The organism is Prauserella marina, from assembly GCF_002240355.1.
GTDB classification, from domain to species: Bacteria; Actinomycetota; Actinomycetes; order Mycobacteriales; family Pseudonocardiaceae; genus Prauserella_A; species Prauserella_A marina.
In genome coordinates this window covers 5,833,069-5,849,792 of sequence record NZ_CP016353.1, presented here as the reverse complement: position 1 = coordinate 5,849,792, position 16,724 = coordinate 5,833,069, and the positions used below count along the sequence as shown (strand labels likewise).

The following is a 16,724-nucleotide window of genomic DNA, read 5'->3' as shown; positions in this document are numbered from 1 at the left end:
CCCGCGCCGGACGTGATCATCAGAGTGGGGACGGTGCGGCGATTGAGGAAGGTCGTCGAGCGGCCATCTCTGGCCGGTGGTCTTGACCAGCGGGAACGGTCACCTTCTTCGCGTCGCGACCGGCAGGGCGTCAGTCACCAGCACGCTCCAGGGACCCTGCGCCGAAGATCAAGCGGTGTCCTCTCGACGTGTCGACGTACTCCCTGATCCGGTGGATCAGTCCGTCCCTGAGTTCGAAGACGAAACAGTAGTCGTTGCTGTAGGGGATGCCGTCGGCCAGCGTCGCCCGCATGGTCGCCTCCAGCGTCGCGCGCTCGCCGTCGGAGTGCAGGCCGTTGACGGTGAGCGCGAGGTCGCGCACGAAAAGGCGGGGGAAGTCCTCGGAGAAGAACCGCACGATCGCCTCGCGGCCGACCATGTGATCCGGCGCTTCGAGCGCGACCGCGGTGGCGTTCGACCTCGGCGACAACCATTCGGCGTCCTCGGTGAGTACGGCCGCGATCCGGGCCGGGTCCTGACTGGCGAACGCCAGGAACGCGTTCTCGACGATGCTGTTGTTGTTCATGGCCTTGTTGTTCATGAACGCAGCCTCGTCGCCGCTCGCTTCGGCGTCTTGGACGAATGTTCCCCGCACCTGGCGCGTTCCATACAGTCGTTCCACATAATGAGGTCATGGGATCGGCTGAGCCTTGTTCGGTGGCAAGGTGGGAGGTCGTCCGGCCGCGACGGCCCAGCAGGGTGCCCGGCGTGAGCATGGCCGGGTTTCACGACCGTGGCGCGGGTCCCGTCGACGTCAGGGTGGTCCCGCATCCCGCCGTAACCCTCGTACTGGAGTTCGGGGACGGGCCGCTCGTGGTGGACGCGGCGACAGGCAGGCAGCAGCGGGGGAGCCTCGTCGCCGGGTTCACCCATGACGCCGTTCGGGTACGCGGCGAGAACGTCGAGTGCGTACAGGTGCGGTTGTCTCCCTTGGCTGCCTTTGCCGTGCTCGGTGTCTCCTCGGCCGAACTCGATCACGTGGTGGTGACACTCGACGACCTGTGGGGCTCGGCTGCGGCCCGTGTCCGGCAACGGGTCGGCGAGGTGCGGTCCTGGCAGGACCGGTTCGCGCTCGCCGACGACATACTCACTCGCCGGATCGCGGAGGGGCCTTCCGCCGACCCCGAGGTCGCTTTTGCCTGGAGCCGCATTCTCGGCAGTAACGGCGGGGTTCGCGTCGAGGAACTGGCGAGCGAGTCGGGGTGGAGCAGGAAACGCCTGTGGTCGAGGTTCAGGGAGCAGATCGGCCTGTCACCCAAGCGGGCGGCGCGGCTGGTCCGGTTTGATCATGCCGTCCACCGGCTCGCGGTAGGGGCCGACGCTGCCATGACCGCCGTCGAAAGCGGCTATGTCGATCAGTCCCACCTGAACAGGGACGTACTGGCGTTCAGCGGTATCACCCCGGCGACCATGGCGGGGGAAACCTGGCTCGCCGTCGACCACATCGCGTGGAAAGACCGGGGCAAAAACGAGTTGTCCTGACATGGCCTCGCTGCTTGGCTTTGTCAGTGATCAGTTCCGACGTCTTTCGCGGCCAGCCGGTCTTGACCGGAAGTCGAGTGCGGCTCGAACCGATGAGCAGCGGGCACTTCGACGGTATCTGGCCGATGCTCACCGACCCGGAAAGCATCCGCCTCACCGGAACTCATCACCGGTTCACCGAAGACGAGGTCCGGGATTGGCTCGCGACCAGGCAGGACCACCACGACAGGGCCGACTGGGCCATCGTGCGTGCCGAGGACGGCGAGGTGCTGGGCGAGGCGGCGCTCGACGAACTCGACGCACCCAATGCCTCGGTGAGCTTCCGGATCTCCCTGGTCGGCCCAGAGGTGTTCGGGCGAGGCTTCGGCACGGAGGCCACGCGCCTGGCCGTCGACTACGCCTTCGACGTCGCCGGTCTGCACCGCGTTTGTCTTGAGGTCTTCGATTTCAACCCTCGTGCCCAGCGTGTTTACGAGAAGTGCGGGTTCGTCCGCGAGGGAGTGCACAGGGACGCCCTGCTCTGGGAAGGGCAATGGCACGACGCGATCACCATGGCGATCCTCGCGACCGACCCTCGTGGCGAGTCCACTGTGGATGGCTCAGGAATCGTCGGTGATCCCGCGTAGCACCATGGCGAGTCCTCCCGCGAATTCCTCTTCCGCGCCGAGGTGCCGCGCTTCGCGCGCGGTGGCGGAAAGGTAGGGGAACTCAGCGGAGGGGAGGTCCGCGAGCGCGCTGGTCCCGTGCCCCGCCAGCGGCCCGAGGTGATCGAGCTGGATGGCGCCGACGAGGTAGCCAAGCAGGCAGCGCAGCGCGACCGCTTTTCGCGGCCCTTCGAGCCCCGCTTCGGTGAGGACGCCCAGCACCGTTTCCGACCAGCGTCGTAACGAGGGTGAGCTGTGCCTTCTGCTGAGGGTCAGCGGGACGACGGCGGGATGTGCCGAAACGGCGGCCCGCACCTGCTCCATGAGGTAGGCGACGCGTTCCTGCCACGAACCGCGCGAAGGCGGTTCGCTGTCGGCTTCGGCGAGCACCTTCTCGACGACGAGTGTTTCCAGTTCGTCCCTGTCCTCGACGTAGCGGTACAGGGCCATGGGACTCATGGCGAGCTGGTTGGCGACGGCGCGCATGGACAGGCCGGCCGGACCGTGCGCGTCGATGACGGCGAGCGCGGCCGTGGCGATGCGGTCCTTGTCGAGAGAACGAGGGCGAGGCATGGCGCTTGACAATGTACTGCATACGCCTACGTTGGTTAGTGTACGACGTACGCCTACCTGGGAGTGATCATGGCGAAGCAATTGAGCCCCGGTGTGAGAGTCGGGGAACGCACGCTTGTTTCCGTCGAGGGAGAACGAATTACCGTTCCCGACGGCGGACGGTTGGTACACCTGCAATTCAGGCGGTTCGCCGGTTGCCCGATCTGCAACATCCACCTGCGGTCGATCCAGCGGCGATATGCCGAGATCGAGGCGCACGGTATCGGTGAGGTGGTCGTCTTCCACTCGCCCGCCGGGGAGTTGGCGCCCTACGTCGCCGAACTTCCCTTCCCGGTGATCGCCGACCCGGAGAAGGAGCTCTACCGCGAGTTCGGCGTCGAGTCGGCACCGCGAGCACTGCTCGATCCACGGGCATGGCCTGGCATCGTCACCGGTATCGCACGGGCGACTGGGCGAGCGCTCCAGCGCAAGGAACCGGTGCCCTCGCTCAGGCAACAGGGCGGCAGGCTCGGCCTTCCGGCCGATTTCCTCATCGCCTCGGACGGTGAGATCGTCGCGGCGAAATACGGTGCGCACGCCGACGACCAATGGCAGGTCGACGAACTGCTCGCGACGTCGCTCGCACCGCGAAGCCAGCTGTAGTCGCCCGATCAGGCAGCGACCGGGCGACTTCGTGGTACGAATGCCAAGCTTGCTGTGCTTGTGCAGGTCACCGACAACGGAGGTGCGCATGCTTGCCGGGCGGTTGAACACCGACACGCTGGAATTCGCGGTCGTCGACGTTCCGAAGCCGGAGCCGGACGCCGGTCAGGTTCTCATCAAGGTCCAGGCGGCCGGTGTGTGCCTTTCCGACGCGCACCTCATCGACGGAACCCTTTCGCCGCTGTACCTCGAAGGCGACACGGTGACGCTCGGACACGAGGTCGCGGGAACCGTCGAAGCACTCGGCCCCGGTGTCAACGGCTGGCGGCCGGGGCAGCGGGTGCTGCTGCAAGCCGGTGAGCCGCGCGCAGACGGCACGGTGCTCACGAGAGGAGTCGACTACGACGGCGGCTGGGCCGAATACGCCGTCGCGACAGCGAGCACGCTCGTCTCCATCCCCGACGACCTGCCCTACGAGCAGGCGGCGATCATTCCCGACGCGGTGTCGACGCCGTGGGCGGCGATCACCTCGACGGCTTTCACGAGACCGGCGCAGGCGGCCGGAGTCTGGGGTGTCGGCGGGCTCGGTGCGCACGCGGTGCAGTTGCTGCGGATGATGGGTGTCGCGCCGATCATCGCCGTCGATCCGATCTCCGTAGCGAGGGAGCGGGCCGTCGGCTTCGGAGCCGACCTCGTCCTCGATCCCGATGACGGGAACTTGCGGGAACGGGTCTTCGAGGAGACGGCGGGTGCGGGGCTCGCCGTCGCTTTCGACTTCGCCGGTGTCGCCGCGGTGAGGGAACAAGCGGTGGGCTGTCTTGCGCCGGAAGGAAAGCTGGTGCTCGCAGGGCTCACCAACAAGCCGCTCACCATCACCAACGGCATCGCGTTCAGCTATTTCAAGCAGCAGATTCTCGGTCACTACGGCTCCCAACCCGAACACGTCGAACAACTCGTGAAGCTCACGAGCGGGCATCGCATCGACTTCTCCCGCTCGGTGAGCGACGTGCTGCCACTGGCCGACGCGGAGAAAGCCGTCGATCGCCTGCTGCGTAAAGAAGGCAACCCGATCCGGCTCATACTGAAGCCCTGACGCCCCTGACGCTCCGCTCGCCGGGTGCGTAATCTGGCCCGCGCCGGTGAGGGGAGTGCGGATGCGGGATCCGGAAGGCAGCACAGGGACGTCGCGCGGGGTCGCGCTTGTGACCGGAGGGTCGAGAGGGCTCGGCGCGGCCATCGTGCGTGCGCTCGCCAGTGACGGTTTCGCGGTCGCGATCAACTACGCGAGCAGCGCTGACGCCGCGACGTCGCTCAGGGACGAGATCGTCGCCGACGGCGGCAGCGCGGAGGTGTTCGGCGCCGACGTCACCGACGAGGCCGAGGTCGCCGACCTGCACGCGAGAGTCGTCGCGCGGCTGGGTTCCGTCGACACGCTGGTGCTGAACGCGACGGGACCACAGCCCATGATTCCCGTCGCCGAGTTGACCTGGCAGGACCTGCTCGATCAGCTCGTGTTCTTCGCCAAGAGCCCGGTCTTGCTCGTCACCGAAGTGCTGCCTGGCATGAAGGAGCGAGGGTGGGGACGGATCATCCAGATCGGTTCCGAGGTCGTCGAACTCGGCGCGCCGAACCAAAGTGCTTATGTCGCGGCGAAAGGCGCTCAGCTCGGCTTGACGAGGTCATGGGCGAGAGAGCTCGGCGAGTTCGGGATCACCGTCAATCTCGTTGCCCCCGGCTGGGTTCCGACCGAGCGGCACGATCGCGTTCCGGCAAGCGCGTTGCGGGATTACGCGAAGGACGTACCACTCGGCCATCTCGGGATGCCCGCCGATGTCGCGGACGCGGTCGCCTTCCTCGCTTCGGAAAGGGCTGCGTTCATCACGGGACAACGGCTGGCCGTCAACGGAGGAAACACGTTGTCGTGAAGGGGCCGGAACCGAAGCAGTCCACAAAGGAGGATCGGGCCGGCAGCCACACCCCCAGCCGAGTGACTGCCGACCCGAGACCGGAGCGGCACGGAGCCGACCAGGATGCTGCTTTGGTTGCACTCAGCGGTGGTTGAGTCTGCCGGAGCCGGTGGAGGTCGAGCAATGCGCAATTGCTCATCCTTTGATTAGGAACGCTAATGGCTCCGCGTTCGAGTCGTTCCTCTCCGGCGAGGTTTGACCGTTTCCTCCGCGATATCGGCGAACGCGCGGATCGTGGCGTTCTCCGAGGCCGCGGCCCACACCGGCACGAGAGCCATCGGGGGCATGTCGGTGATGGGAATGAGCGCGAGTCCCGGAAACGGGATGTGGTCGAGCAGGGTCGCGATGGTGCAGTGCAGTCCGTGCCCGCGAGCGACGAGGGTCAGCACGTCGTCGGCCGTCAGTTCGGGTCGATGGGTCAGGCCGACGATGTCCGAGGTGGTGAGCTTGAGCCTTCGCCCTGTGCCGCTCACTCGCGGTGTCCACAGATCCCTGTGGAGTGAGGACGCGCTGGCCGGATTGATGATCTCGTAGTCCGCGAGGTCGTCGAGGGTGACCGATGTCCTCGCGGCGAGCGGATGGTCGCTCGGCGTGAGCACCGCACGGGGTACCTCGGCGAGTACCGGCCCGATGACGACGCTGTTGTTCCGGAGGGATCTTCCGTCGCCTCCCGGCGACCAGCAGAGCGCGACGTCGGTCCCGCCTTCGACCAGCAGGGGTTCCGGGTTCAGGGTGTAGCGGAGCTGGAGTGTGTTGAGGATGACGGTGCACCCTGGATGCCGTGCCTCGAACGCCGAGACGACCCTCGTCGCCAGCTCGTTGCCGATGCTCGGCAGGTAACTGATCCGCAGTTGCCCCGTGATGTCGCGGGCGGCGGTCCGGCAATCCTTGAGTGTCGTGGTGAGTTCGTCGTAGCCGCGGCTCGCGCCTTCCCTGAACCGCACTCCGAGCGGGGTGAGTGAGACTCCGCGGTGAGCGCGGTCGAAAAGCGCGCCGCCGATTTCGGTCTCCAGCGCTCTGATGGTCTGGCTGACCCTGCCCTGGCTGACGTGCAGTCGCTGGGCCGCCCTGCCGAAATGCAGCTCATCGGCCAAAGCCAGGAATACCTCTATCTCCCGGAGTTCCACCAACAGCTCCCGCCCCGTTGCTCACGCGTTGTCCCGATTCTTTATCAAACCGGGGCGACTGTCCCGCTGTTCGTGGATTCGCCGTCACCGTTCGGTCAGTTCGGCCCACACGACCTTGCCTTCGTTCGTCCGCTCGACTCCCCATTCGTCGGCGAGCGCCGAGACGAGCAGCATTCCTCTTCCTCCGGCCTCGTCCGAGCGCGGAGCGCGAACAAAAGGGGCCGCCCGCTCGTTGTCGGTGACCTCGATGCGGACCGTGTTGCTACGGCGCCGCACCCTGAGCGACGAGGGGGAAGCCGTGTGGACGATGGCGTTGGTGACGAGTTCGGTCACCACCAGCAGTACGCACTCTCGCCACTCGGGATCGGGATGGTCGATGACCTCGTCGACGGCTCGCCGAGCGAGCCCTGGCATCACCTGCTCGTCGTCGAGCCGTAGTCGCAGGAGGGTGTCGTGAGGCACTTTCCGGAGACTTCCTATGACTTTCCGCTTGGTTCGATGTCGAAAAGCGGCACGAGACCGGATATCTCCAGCACGCGGATCGCGAACCGGTTCACGTTCACGAGCCGCACCGTGCCGCCGTTTTCCGTCACGCTGGAGTGTGCCCTGACAAGTGCGCTGATACACGCGGAATCGAAGAACGACAATTGAGCGAAGTCGACGACCAGCGATCGCGCGCCGGAAGAGATGAGTTCGTCGAGCGCCGCGGTCAGCAAGGGGGCCACGCCGTGGTCGATGTCGCCGCTCAGCGTGACCCGGCCGATTCCGTCGGTGAGGGTTGTGCGAACCGGTGGGTTTCCATCCGCGGCGAATTCGTCGTGGTGGCCGTCGGTCATCGTCGGACCTCTTCCGGGTCGCCCCGTTGGTTCGAGCCCTGCTCCGGTCAGTCTGACAGCACGAAGGCGAATCCTCAGCGCGAAGGGCGCGGCAGGGTTTGTCGCCGAAAGAAAGCGGGGAGCGATCGCGCTGGTTTAGCGGCATAGTGGATGCCGGCGGTGGGAGCGGACCCCGAGTCGTGAGGTACTGCCGTCACGGTGCGAGTGCTGGCAGGATGACCAGGCGCGCTTGTTCTCGGAGGAGGTGAGCCGATGAGCCGCCGACCCCGTTCGACCGAGGAGCTTCGTACGGAAATCGAACAGGTGCTCCGCGCGTCCAGCACGCCGCCGATCACCTGGAGTTCCGTCGCGGCGGAACTCGACGCCGCGGGCGAGGACAGTCCGCTTGCCGGGGCGCTGGAAGCCTTGGCGAGCCTGGTCAGGGAGCAGGACCGCCAGCTGCGCCTCCATCGGTCTCAGCTCGCCGAGACCAACGCGGGCTTGCTTGCGCTGCGGGCCGAGATCGAGCGGCAGCGGCGGCGTTCCGCCTTCCTCGACGACGTCAGCAGGGCGGCCGCGACCACGCTCGACAGCGCCGAAATGCTCAACCAGCTTGTCGGCCTCGTGACAAGGCACGGTTTCGCCGATCGCACCCGGGTCTGGCTGGTCGTCGACGACGAACTGGTCCGCCAGGACGAAGGCGGAGGTGGACTCGACCACGTCACCAGCAGGGCCTTCGGCAGCAGGGAGGCGGCCTTCGGCGAACCGGGCAGGGTTTCGATACCGCTGCGGCTCGGCCCGAGGGTGCTCGGTGTGCTCGACCTCTACCGCGATTCGGAGGAGTTCGACAGCGAGGACGTCGCTCTCGCGCAAGGCGTCGCCAACAGGGCCGCGGTGGGGTTGCGCAACGCCACCGCCTACGAACACGAGCACGAGCTGGCGCAGCGACTGCAACGCGCGATGCTTCCCGTTCTCGCCGATCAGGAGGGTGTCGATCTCGCGGCGAGATACCGGTCGGCGACGAGGGGCGTACACGTCGGCGGTGACTGGTACGACGCGGTGACCAGGCAGGACGGAACCGTCGTTCTCATGGTCGGTGACGTCACCGGGCATGGGCTCGACGCGGCGGTCGTGATGGGAAAACTGCAGAACGCGTTGCGTGCCTACGCGCTGGAGGGGCATGGCCCGGCGACCTCGTTGCGGCTCGTGCACGAGCTGCTCAGGGGGTGGACGAGCGCGCTGTACGCGACGGCGATCGTCGCGGAGATCGACATCGCGACCGGCGTGATGCGCTGGTCGAGCGCTGGCCATCCGCCGCCGGTACTGCTCGACGGGGCCGGTGTGCGCTACCTGGAGGTCGACCACGCGCCGATGCTGGGGATCAGCGCGAGTTCGGACATCCCGCAGCACGAGAAGAAACTGGAGCCAGGGTCGATCGTGGCGCTCTACACCGATGGCCTCGTCGAGCGGCGGTCGAGCGACATCGACACCGGGATGGCGAAGCTGGCCGATGTACTCGGGGAGCACGCCGAGGGCGCACTCCCCGATGTCGCCGAGCACATCCTGCGCGCGATGCTGGATTCGGGAGACCACGACGACGACGTGTGCCTGCTGCTGTGCAGATGGTTCGGAGTGTGACACCCCACGGTCTCTTTGCTTCGTAGTTAGGTTTGGCTAAGTTGACCGCCATGCCTTCAGCTTTCACCCGCAGGCGATTCCTCGGCGGCAGCCTCGCCCTCACCGCCACCGGCCTGCTCGCCGCGTGTGGACGCGGCTCCACGCCGGGCGCTTCCGGTTCAGGCGCGTGGTCCTTCACGGACGACGTCGGGGCGACGGCACGGCTCGACGGAATGCCCACCCGCGTCGCGGGACTGAACGACGCCATCGCCTCGCTGTGGAACTACGGCGTGACCCCGGTCGCCTCCTTCGGCTACACCGCGCTCGACGACGACGTGAACTTCGCGGGCAAGGACCTCGGCAAGGTCAAGCAGGTCGGCAGAACATACGGCGAGATCGACATCGACGCACTCGCGGCAGCTCAACCGCAGCTCATCGTCGCGCACGCCTACCCCGTCGACGGCGAGGGCACCATCGACAAGGAGAAACCGCTGTACGGGTTCAAGGACCTCAAGCAGCAGGAGACGATCGCCTCGATCGCGCCGATCGTCGCGATCGCGATGACCGGAACCGCGCGGGACGTGGTGGCGAGGACGACCGAACTGGCCTCCGCCGTCGGCGTGACCGGCCAGACCCTCGACAAGCACAAGAAGGACTACGACGCGGCAGCCGACCGCCTGCGCGCCGCGACCGCGTCCGGGGTGAGCGCCATGGCGATCGCCGCGTACCCCAGCGACGGCGTGCACATCGCGAAGGCACCCGACGACCCGGCACTGCGCTCCTACACCGAACTCGGCCTCGAATACCCCGACCCGGGAGGCGACGGCTACTACTGGCGGCAGGTGAGCTGGGAGAACATCGGCGACTACCGCACCGACGTCGTGTTGTACTCGATCCGCGACGGCCTCGACGCCGAGGAACTGCGCAAGCAGCCCACGTTCGCGAAGCTGCCCGCCGCCGAGTCGGGGCAGCTCTACCCGTGGGAGTTCTCCTCCATGGACTACGTCGCCCAGGCGAGGACGTTGAACCAGCTCGCCGAGAACCTGGAGAAGGCGCGGAAGGTGACCTGACGATTCCGGCCGCCCTCCCTCGCGGAAAGGCGGCCGGAATCGGAGAACGAATCCCTCAGGTGTCGCGCTTGCCAGAGTAGGCCCGCTGCCGGTCGGCCGGTGCCGGGCTCGGCTTCTTGTTGTTCTTGGCCGATCCGTTGCCGGCCGAGGGGACGTCGTCGAGTTCGGTGTCCTCGTCCTCCACCGGCACGAGCGCCGACTCGCCCTGCTTGAGCACCTCGTCGGCCTCCCTGAGCCGGGCGCGGGCCTCCTCGCGGATCTTGGACAACTTCGCGACGGTGTCGTTGGCCGACTTTGTGCGCCGGTCGGCGTCGTTCTTCGCGTCCTCGACGAGCTTCTTCGCCTTTGCCGTCGCCTCCTCCACCATCGTCTTCGACCTGGTGGTGGCTTCGTCGACCATGGTCGTGGACTTGGTGGTCGCCTCGTCCACCATCGTCGTCGACTTCGTCGTCGCCTCGCTGATCATGTGCTTGGCCTTGGTCGTGGCTTCGTCGACCATCTTCTTGGCCTCGGTGGTGGCCTCGGCGATCCGCCGTTCCGCCGCGTTCTTGCTCGCGGTCTTCTGATCGGCGATGTGCTTTTCGAGCGCTGCCTTGTCGGCGGCCATCTTCGAGTCGAATTCCTGCTCGATGGTGCGCCGCTTGCGCTCGGCCTCCGAGTCGACGCGCGCCCTGTTCTCAGCGGCCTCCGAGGTCATCTTCGCGACCTCTGCCTTGGTGGCGGCGAGCGCGTCCTCGTGCTCCTGCTGCAACTGCTCCGCGTGGCCGTCGAGCGTTTCGAGCAGCTTCGTGTAGCGCTCGTGCAGTTTGGCCGAGACCTTGCTGCTCTCCGCCCAGTTCTTCTTCGCGGCTTCCTCTGCCCTCGCGACGATCTCCTCCGCGCGGGTGTTGGCGAGGTGCGCCGTGCGCTGCATCCGCTCGTCGAGATCTTCCAACCGCTCCGGTGGCTTCTTCAGCTCCTCGACTCTGTTTTGCAGCTTCGTCGTCTCGCGGCGCGCGTTCTCCAGCTCACGCGAAAGGGTGCTTGCCTGAGCCATGGCGGAGTCGCGGTCGGCCATGATCCGGCGAACCTGCGCTTCGAGGTGATCGACGTACTGCAGAACCTGATTGCGGTCGAAGCCGTGCCAAGCCTGGGCGAACTCCCGCCGCAGCGGCAACAACCGATTGTCGTGCTCAGAAGCCATACCCTTGACGGTACCCGCGTACGGGGTGTCGTCACTGTCAGGCAGGCCGGTGAAAGTGTGTTGTCTGTCCACCTCAGAATTTCCCTTTGCCGCCGATGTGGCGATTACCCAGTGTGGATTCGTGTCGTGGCCCCGTTGTCGAGGCCCTGCTTCCCTTTTCGGGTGAAATCACCAGTGGAAGCCGCGGGTGAGCTTCACGAGTGCGGTGGCCGCTCTGGAAAGGTGCCGTTCGCCCTTGCCGATGTTCAGCCTGCCCGACCCGCCCGCGGCCGTGGAGTCGGGGAAGATTCGGTAGCCCTCATAGGCGATCGCGTCGACCACGCCCGGCGCGAGCGCGTACGCGGCCTGGATGAGATAGCCCTCTGGAGTGCCGATGTGCTTCGGCCGTTCCTTGAGCGCCTTGACCACCATTCCCGCCGCCTGCTCGGGCGACTTCGTCGGGAACGCGTCGTAGATCTTCGTCGGCCGGATCATCGGGGTACGCACGAGTGGCATGTGGATGGTCGTGAAGGTGATGCCGTCGCCGTGCGTCTCGGTGGCGACGATCTTGCTGAAGTAGTCGAGGGCGGCCTTGGAGGCCACATAGGCCGAGAACCGGGGCGCGATGCCCTGCACGCCGATCGACGACACGTTCACGATGTGCCCGAACTTCCGTTCCGTCATGTGCGGAAGAAGGGCGAGCAGCAACCGGACGGCGCCGAAGTAGTTGATCGCCATGGCCCGCTCGAAATCGTGATACCTGTCGTAGGAAAGGCGGACCGAACGGCGGATCGACCTGCCCGCGTTGTTGACGAGCATGTCGACGCGACCGTGCTCGGCGAGCATGGCGTCGACGGCCTTGTGCACCGACTCCTCGTCGGTGAGGTCGGCCGGATAGACCGAGGCCTGGCCACCCGCGGCCACGATCTCGTCGCGGACCTCCTCCAGTTCCGGCCTCCTGCGTGCCACGAGCAGCGGAACGGCACCTTCGGCCGCGACCCGCAGCGCGGTCGCCCTCCCGATACCCGAGGATGCGCCGGTGATGACGACCCTGCGGCCGTCGAGTTCGCCCCTCGGTCCGTGCTTGCGCGCCCTGAACGGGTCGAGGTGCTCGCGCCAGTACCGCCACAGCGCGGGCGCGTAGTCGTCGAGCGGCGGGACGTCCACACCGGACCCCGCGAGCGCCCTCCTCGTCGCCGACGAGGAGAACACCGGCGCGAAGCTGGCTGTCGCCAGCATCACCGGAGGGATGCCGAGGCGGGAAAGCACGGCGTCGCGGGCGATGGAGACGCCCGGTACGTGCTCGCTCAGTTTGGCGAGGCCGAGGAGCCCAGCCGAGACTCGCTCGCCCAGTTCGACGTTGATCCTCGGCGCGCCCGCGGCCTTCGCGAAGGCGTTGTACACCGAGACGACCGGCTGCGGTTCGGGGTTGACGAGGTGGAAGGTGCGGCCGTCGAGCCCGGCTCGGGGCACCAGCTCGACCATGGCCTTCGCGACGTAATCGACGGGGACGATGTTGGTGTCGCCGACATCGGGTCCCGCGAACGGCAGATTCGGCACCGACGTGAGTCTGCTGATGGCGTTGAACAGGTAGTAGGGGCCGTCGATCTTGTCCATCTCGCCGGTCTGCGAATGGCCGACGACGACCGCGGGCCGGTAGACCCGCCACGGCACGTCGTGCTGCTCCCTCACCAGTTTCTCGGCTTCGAACTTCGTGCGGTGATAAGGCGTCACCAGTCGTTGGCCCGCGTCGAACATCTCCTCGGTGAAGATGCCGGGGTGGTCGCCCGCCACCGCGACCGACGAAACGTGGTGCAGACAACCGGCCCTCAGCTCGGCCGCGAACTCGATGACGTTCCTGGTGCCGTCGACGTTCGCCTTGACGCTCGTCTCGTCGTCGGCCGTCAGGTCGTACAGTGCCGCGAGGTGCACGACGTGGTCGACCTCGCCCCGCAGTTCGGCCAGCGCCGTTTCGCCGACTCCGAGCTTGTCCTCGCCGATGTTGCCGACCAGCAGCGCCACCCTGTCCCGGTTCGGCCACTCGCGGACGAGTCCGGCCAGCCGGTCCTTCGACGACTCCCTGACCAGCAGCGTGACCTTGTCGGTGTCGTCTCTTTCGAGCAGCAGCCGGGTGAAATGACGGCCGATCAGCCCCGTCGCGCCGGTCACCAGATACCTCGCCATGCAACTGCCCCTTTGTGTCACCGTGTCACCGAGCCGCAGCGGACACGCGCATTGTGTCAGTAGCGCCCGCCGCGCAGCAGGGTGCGCGCCGTATTCGTCAGGCCGGTTCGGCGACGACGACCCTGTTCTCGGCGTAGCCGGTGTTGCCGCCGAGCCAGCGGCCACCACACGTCACCAGCACGATCCGGTGCGGACCGCTCTGCCCGAACAGCTCGGCGGACCTCGCGGGCAGTTCGTCCTTGTGCAGCGTGATGATCTGACTGACCCGGTAGCGCCACGTCGTGCCTTCGGCGTCGGTGACGGTGATCGGCTCGTCGACCCTGATGTCCCACAGTTCGGCGAACGGGCCGGTTTGGCCGTGCCAGTTGACGTGTCCCGCGAACACGCTGGCCCCGCTTGGCGCGTCGAGTCCGGCTCCCCACCAGGTGGCCTCACCGAGGTCGTCCGGAACGGGAAGGACGGCGTCCGCGCCGACCTCCTCCCTCACGAGCCTCGCCGTCCCGCCGTCGGGAAGCGCGATGGTGCCCGGCCGCTGCCCGCTCGACACCGGTACCTCGGTCCTTGGCTGAGCCGGGGTGCTCGGCGCCGTCGCGGGCGCGGCGGGTTTCTCCGTGGTGGTGGCGGCAGGAGGCTGCTCCCTCGGTGCGGGTGGCGCGGCGCGGGGAGCCGTCTCCGCGGTGTCCGCCGCCGCGGTGTGCATGGGCGCCGCGACGCCCGCGATCACCGCGGTCGTCGGCGCGAGCACGAACCCGAGCACGGCGAGTTCGACGGCGAGCACGCTTCCCACGCCGAGCAGGTAAGCCCGTGTCCTGCCCGGCTGGCCTCCTTCGGTGGACTTCGTGGCGCTCAACGTCCGGTGAACCGCCTTCTCACCGTCCAGCCGACGAGCCCTGAAACCACGAGCGCGAGCACGCCCATACCCAGCAGCGCGCTGACCGGTGCGTTCGACGTGGTCGCGCTCTGCGCGATGGTGCTCGGCTGGGCGCCTGCCGGGATGGTCTTCGGGACCTGGTTCGCGACGTTCTCGACCTCCAGTACGAGCGTCCCGCCCTCGTCGAGGGTGCCGCAGGCCGAAGGTGGATCACCGGGGTCGAAGGCATCGTCGTAGCCGGAAGGAGCGCTGACCTCGACGACACACACCTCCTGCGGAGTCCGCAGGTTCTCGATGGTCGCTGTGCCGTCCTCGCCTTCCGTCGTCACGACGGCCGGTTTGCCGTCCTCGCCGACGAGCGGCTGCCCTTCCTGGTCGAGTGCCGGGGCGGTCTTGTCGCTCGCGGTCAGCCGCAGTACCGCTCCCGCGATGCCCTCACCCGACGCCGCGTCGATCTTGGCGATCTCCACGATCCCCGGCGCCGTCCTCGCCGCAACGGTCGCCTCGGCCGTCAGTTCCTGCTCGCCACCCGTCGACACGACGCGCTGGGTGTCGGTGGTGACCGGGTCCTGCACGTAGGGCCGCTCGGCTGGTGCGGAAAGGCTCGCGCCGACCTTCGGGTTCTCACCGGTCGGTACGACACCGATCACCGCGGTTCCGTCGGCGCCCGTCGTAACGGTCGACGGCGCCGAATCGGCGGTGTCGGCGTCTTCTTCGGGAGCTTCCTCGGCTTCTTCGGCGAGCCGCGCGTCGGTGAGCGTCAGCGTGACGGGAACGTCGGGAACGCCCTCACCGGCGGCGTTGGTGACGGTGATCGTCCATTCGCCCTCGTCACCGATGGTCTGTTCTTCTTCCGGAGCCGTGACGATGGCCTCCCACGGCCCCCTGTTGGCTTCGGCGTCGGCGCGAAGGCGCTCTACCGCGTCCTTCGCGCCCTGTGGCAGCTTGCCGAACTGCAAGTCGACGTCGTAGCCGATCTGGTCGAACGGCTTGGCCGGATCGAGGTCGGCAGGGGAGCGGGGCGCCGCCGTCCAGGCGTGCAGCAGGTGGGCCAGTGCGGCGGCCTCGTCGGCGTCCTGGGTGTCGCCGTAGCGCAGCAGCAGGTAGGAGATGTTCGCCGCGACGTCCTCCGGCAGCTTCGTGCCCCACTTGGTCAGCAGTTCGTCGCCCGGTTCGTATACCTCACCGGTGTCCGGTGCCTTGAGCGCGAACGAGACGCAGAAGACCTGCTTCCCGCCGACGACGTAGGAACCGACCCAGTCGTAGGCCCTTTCCCTGTCACCCCACGACTGTCCCGGCGTCGTGCGGTGCCCTGCCCCTTCCTGGACGTCGGCTGAGGCCGCGGGAGCGAACACGACCAGCGACATCGAGCACAGCAGGGTCGCGACGAGAAAGCGGACAGCGAAACCAAGGCGTGCCGATCGCACCACCAGAGTGCCCCCATTTCGTGAATGAGTCGTGGATGAGATCCCCGACCTGCGTTCGGTCAACAGCCGAACACGCCAAGTGAGAATGACCTGAAACGGGTGAAGGGGGCAATCGGCCACCTGGTGGACGTCGCCGGAGGAACGAATCGGCGACACCTTTACGGTGGGGTACGCCCACGCCGCTTGATGTGGGTAAAGTCGACTTTACTGACGATGGGAACCGACCGGCACGGGCGGTCGTTATACCCGATGCAAGTGCCAGCAGATCCAGGAGGATCAGGTGCGAACCTCTAGCAACCCCGCCTTCCGCAACCTGCCGGGGGGAGCCGCGGCCCAAGCGCCGTACCAGGGCTTCAACGGACCGCAGGGCGGAGGCCCCGGATACGGCGCGCCGCAGGCACCCTCCGGCGCTGCCGACCGCCCCATGACCGTGGACGACGTGGTCATGAAGACCGGCGCGAGCCTCGGTGTGACCTTGCTCGTCGGTGTGGTGACCGCGATCTGGGCGCAGTCTCAGGCCGCCGCGGACAACATGGGTGCCATCACCGGCGCGATGATCGGCGGCATGCTCGTCGGCCTCGTGCTGGCGCTGATCATCAGCTTTAAGCAGATGGCAAGTGGCCCGATGACGCTGGCCTACTCGGCGGCTGAGGGTGTCTTCCTCGGAGCCATCACCGGTGTCTTCGAGATGATCTATCCCGGCATCGCGCTGCAAGCCATTCTCGGCACGGCCGGTGTGTTCGTCGTGATGCTGGTCGTCTACAAGACCGGCGCGGTCAAGGTGACGCCGAAGCTCACCAAGTGGATCATCGGTGCGCTGGGTGGCGTGCTGGTCCTGATGCTGGCCAACCTGGTGCTCGGCCTGTTCGGCGTCAACTTGGGCATCCGCGACGGCAGCCCGCTGGCCATCATCTTCAGCATCGTCGTCATCGGCATCGCGGCGTTCAGCTTCCTGCTCGACTTCGACATGGCCGACAAGATGATCCGCGAGGGCGTTCCGGCCAAGTGGTCCTGGTACGTCGCCTTCGGCCTCATGGTCACACTGGTGTGGCTCTACCTTGAGATCCTTCGCCTGCTGTCGTATTTGCAGAGCGACTGATCCAC

17 protein-coding genes are annotated in these 16,724 nt (G+C 67.0%); 8 read left to right on the top strand and 9 right to left on the bottom strand.

Annotated features, from left to right (window positions below; all coding sequences use genetic code 11):
- Positions 1 to 130: 130 nt before the first annotated feature.
- On the bottom strand, positions 131 to 580 hold the full coding sequence (locus tag BAY61_RS26985) for a nuclear transport factor 2 family protein (RefSeq protein WP_091809456.1): 450 nt from the start codon (positions 578 to 580) through the stop codon (positions 131 to 133).
- A 116-nt stretch (positions 581 to 696) separates the two neighbouring features.
- Between BAY61_RS26985 and BAY61_RS26980 the strand changes: the two genes are divergently transcribed.
- Together BAY61_RS26980 and BAY61_RS26975 are read left to right on the top strand one after the other, a co-directional pair.
- Positions 697 to 1,521 (top strand): AraC family transcriptional regulator, encoded by an 825-nt coding sequence (locus BAY61_RS26980; RefSeq protein WP_245865461.1) that lies wholly within the window; start codon positions 697 to 699, stop codon positions 1,519 to 1,521.
- Between the two features lie 26 nt (positions 1,522 to 1,547).
- Positions 1,548 to 2,147 (top strand): GNAT family N-acetyltransferase, encoded by a 600-nt coding sequence (locus BAY61_RS26975; RefSeq protein WP_091809457.1) that lies wholly within the window; start codon positions 1,548 to 1,550, stop codon positions 2,145 to 2,147.
- Here the strand turns inward: BAY61_RS26975 and BAY61_RS26970 are convergent.
- The gene (locus BAY61_RS26970; RefSeq protein ID WP_091809140.1) at positions 2,121 to 2,738 is read right to left on the bottom strand and encodes a TetR/AcrR family transcriptional regulator; all 618 of its coding nucleotides are present in this window, start codon (positions 2,736 to 2,738) and stop codon (positions 2,121 to 2,123) included. The two genes, BAY61_RS26975 and BAY61_RS26970, sit on opposite strands and share 27 nt — an antisense overlap.
- A gap of 69 nt (positions 2,739 to 2,807) precedes the next feature.
- Here BAY61_RS26970 and BAY61_RS26965 point away from each other — a divergent pair, with 69 nt between their 5' ends.
- The 3 genes from BAY61_RS26965 to BAY61_RS26955 all read left to right on the top strand — a co-directional run bounded on the left by BAY61_RS26965 (position 2,808) and on the right by BAY61_RS26955 (position 5,305).
- Positions 2,808 to 3,380: a peroxiredoxin-like family protein gene (locus BAY61_RS26965; protein WP_091809459.1), complete on the top strand. Its 573-nt coding sequence runs from the start codon at positions 2,808 to 2,810 to the stop codon at positions 3,378 to 3,380.
- 88 nt (positions 3,381 to 3,468) lie between these two features.
- Positions 3,469 to 4,473: a zinc-binding dehydrogenase gene (locus BAY61_RS26960; protein WP_211323628.1), complete on the top strand. Its 1,005-nt coding sequence runs from the start codon at positions 3,469 to 3,471 to the stop codon at positions 4,471 to 4,473.
- A 61-nt stretch (positions 4,474 to 4,534) separates the two neighbouring features.
- Positions 4,535 to 5,305, top strand: coding sequence for an SDR family oxidoreductase (locus BAY61_RS26955; protein WP_091809143.1), 771 nt, complete (start codon positions 4,535 to 4,537; stop codon positions 5,303 to 5,305).
- Between the two features lie 197 nt (positions 5,306 to 5,502).
- On the opposite strand, the gene BAY61_RS26950 is transcribed toward BAY61_RS26955, so the two are convergent.
- The 3 genes from BAY61_RS26950 to BAY61_RS26940 all read right to left on the bottom strand — a co-directional run bounded on the left by BAY61_RS26950 (position 5,503) and on the right by BAY61_RS26940 (position 7,310).
- Complete coding sequence (locus BAY61_RS26950) at positions 5,503 to 6,474, bottom strand: LysR family transcriptional regulator (protein ID WP_143021440.1); 972 nt, start codon at positions 6,472 to 6,474, stop codon at positions 5,503 to 5,505.
- Between the two features lie 84 nt (positions 6,475 to 6,558).
- Complete coding sequence (locus BAY61_RS26945) at positions 6,559 to 6,936, bottom strand: ATP-binding protein (RefSeq protein WP_091809146.1); 378 nt, start codon at positions 6,934 to 6,936, stop codon at positions 6,559 to 6,561.
- Positions 6,937 to 6,950: 14 nt separating this feature from the next.
- Positions 6,951 to 7,310 carry an STAS domain-containing protein gene (locus tag BAY61_RS26940; protein ID WP_091809148.1) on the bottom strand — a complete coding sequence of 120 codons (360 nt, stop codon included), beginning with the start codon at positions 7,308 to 7,310 and terminating at the stop codon, positions 6,951 to 6,953.
- Between the two features lie 252 nt (positions 7,311 to 7,562).
- Between BAY61_RS26940 and BAY61_RS26935 the strand changes: the two genes are divergently transcribed.
- Positions 7,563 to 8,927 carry a PP2C family protein-serine/threonine phosphatase gene (locus tag BAY61_RS26935; protein ID WP_091809150.1) on the top strand — a complete coding sequence of 455 codons (1,365 nt, stop codon included), beginning with the start codon at positions 7,563 to 7,565 and terminating at the stop codon, positions 8,925 to 8,927.
- Between the two features lie 50 nt (positions 8,928 to 8,977).
- Entirely contained in the window at positions 8,978 to 9,976 is a 999-nt protein-coding gene (locus BAY61_RS26930) for an ABC transporter substrate-binding protein (protein WP_091809152.1), read from the top strand.
- 55 nt (positions 9,977 to 10,031) lie between these two features.
- Here the strand turns inward: BAY61_RS26930 and BAY61_RS26925 are convergent, their stop codons facing one another.
- The 4 genes from BAY61_RS26925 to BAY61_RS26910 form a co-directional block, all read right to left on the bottom strand.
- Positions 10,032 to 11,159 carry a cell division protein DivIVA gene (locus BAY61_RS26925; RefSeq protein WP_245865459.1) on the bottom strand — a complete coding sequence of 376 codons (1,128 nt, stop codon included), beginning with the start codon at positions 11,157 to 11,159 and terminating at the stop codon, positions 10,032 to 10,034.
- A 168-nt stretch (positions 11,160 to 11,327) separates the two neighbouring features.
- Positions 11,328 to 13,322 carry an SDR family oxidoreductase gene (locus BAY61_RS26920; protein WP_091809153.1) on the bottom strand — a complete coding sequence of 665 codons (1,995 nt, stop codon included), beginning with the start codon at positions 13,320 to 13,322 and terminating at the stop codon, positions 11,328 to 11,330.
- A gap of 97 nt (positions 13,323 to 13,419) precedes the next feature.
- Positions 13,420 to 14,172, bottom strand: coding sequence for a class F sortase (locus BAY61_RS26915; RefSeq protein WP_091809155.1), 753 nt, complete (start codon positions 14,170 to 14,172; stop codon positions 13,420 to 13,422).
- The gene (locus BAY61_RS26910) at positions 14,169 to 15,560 is read right to left on the bottom strand and encodes an MSCRAMM family protein (protein ID WP_091809460.1); all 1,392 of its coding nucleotides are present in this window, start codon (positions 15,558 to 15,560) and stop codon (positions 14,169 to 14,171) included. Before BAY61_RS26910 ends, BAY61_RS26915 begins: the two co-directional genes overlap by 4 nt.
- A 340-nt stretch (positions 15,561 to 15,900) precedes the next feature.
- Between BAY61_RS26910 and BAY61_RS26905 the strand changes: the two genes are divergently transcribed.
- The gene (locus tag BAY61_RS26905) at positions 15,901 to 16,719 is read left to right on the top strand and encodes a Bax inhibitor-1/YccA family protein (RefSeq protein ID WP_091809156.1); all 819 of its coding nucleotides are present in this window, start codon (positions 15,901 to 15,903) and stop codon (positions 16,717 to 16,719) included.
- Positions 16,720 to 16,724 lie beyond the last annotated feature (5 nt).

What these genes read in the sequence shown, in the direction of transcription:
- BAY61_RS26985 (WP_091809456.1), bottom strand. Translation starts at nt 580, where the DNA reads ATGAACAACAAGGCCATGAACAACAACAGCATCGTCGAGAACGCGTTC.
- BAY61_RS26970 (WP_091809140.1), bottom strand. Translation starts at nt 2,738, where the DNA reads ATGCCTCGCCCTCGTTCTCTCGACAAGGACCGCATCGCCACGGCCGCG.
- BAY61_RS26965 (WP_091809459.1), top strand. Translation starts at nt 2,808, where the DNA reads ATGGCGAAGCAATTGAGCCCCGGTGTGAGAGTCGGGGAACGCACGCTT.
- BAY61_RS26960 (WP_211323628.1), top strand. Translation starts at nt 3,469, where the DNA reads ATGCTTGCCGGGCGGTTGAACACCGACACGCTGGAATTCGCGGTCGTC.
- BAY61_RS26955 (WP_091809143.1), top strand. Translation starts at nt 4,535, where the DNA reads ATGCGGGATCCGGAAGGCAGCACAGGGACGTCGCGCGGGGTCGCGCTT.
- BAY61_RS26940 (WP_091809148.1), bottom strand. Translation starts at nt 7,310, where the DNA reads ATGACCGACGGCCACCACGACGAATTCGCCGCGGATGGAAACCCACCG.
- BAY61_RS26935 (WP_091809150.1), top strand. Translation starts at nt 7,563, where the DNA reads ATGAGCCGCCGACCCCGTTCGACCGAGGAGCTTCGTACGGAAATCGAA.
- BAY61_RS26930 (WP_091809152.1), top strand. Translation starts at nt 8,978, where the DNA reads ATGCCTTCAGCTTTCACCCGCAGGCGATTCCTCGGCGGCAGCCTCGCC.
- BAY61_RS26925 (WP_245865459.1), bottom strand. Translation starts at nt 11,159, where the DNA reads ATGGCTTCTGAGCACGACAATCGGTTGTTGCCGCTGCGGCGGGAGTTC.
- BAY61_RS26920 (WP_091809153.1), bottom strand. Translation starts at nt 13,322, where the DNA reads ATGGCGAGGTATCTGGTGACCGGCGCGACGGGGCTGATCGGCCGTCAT.
- BAY61_RS26910 (WP_091809460.1), bottom strand. Translation starts at nt 15,560, where the DNA reads ATGTCGCTGGTCGTGTTCGCTCCCGCGGCCTCAGCCGACGTCCAGGAA.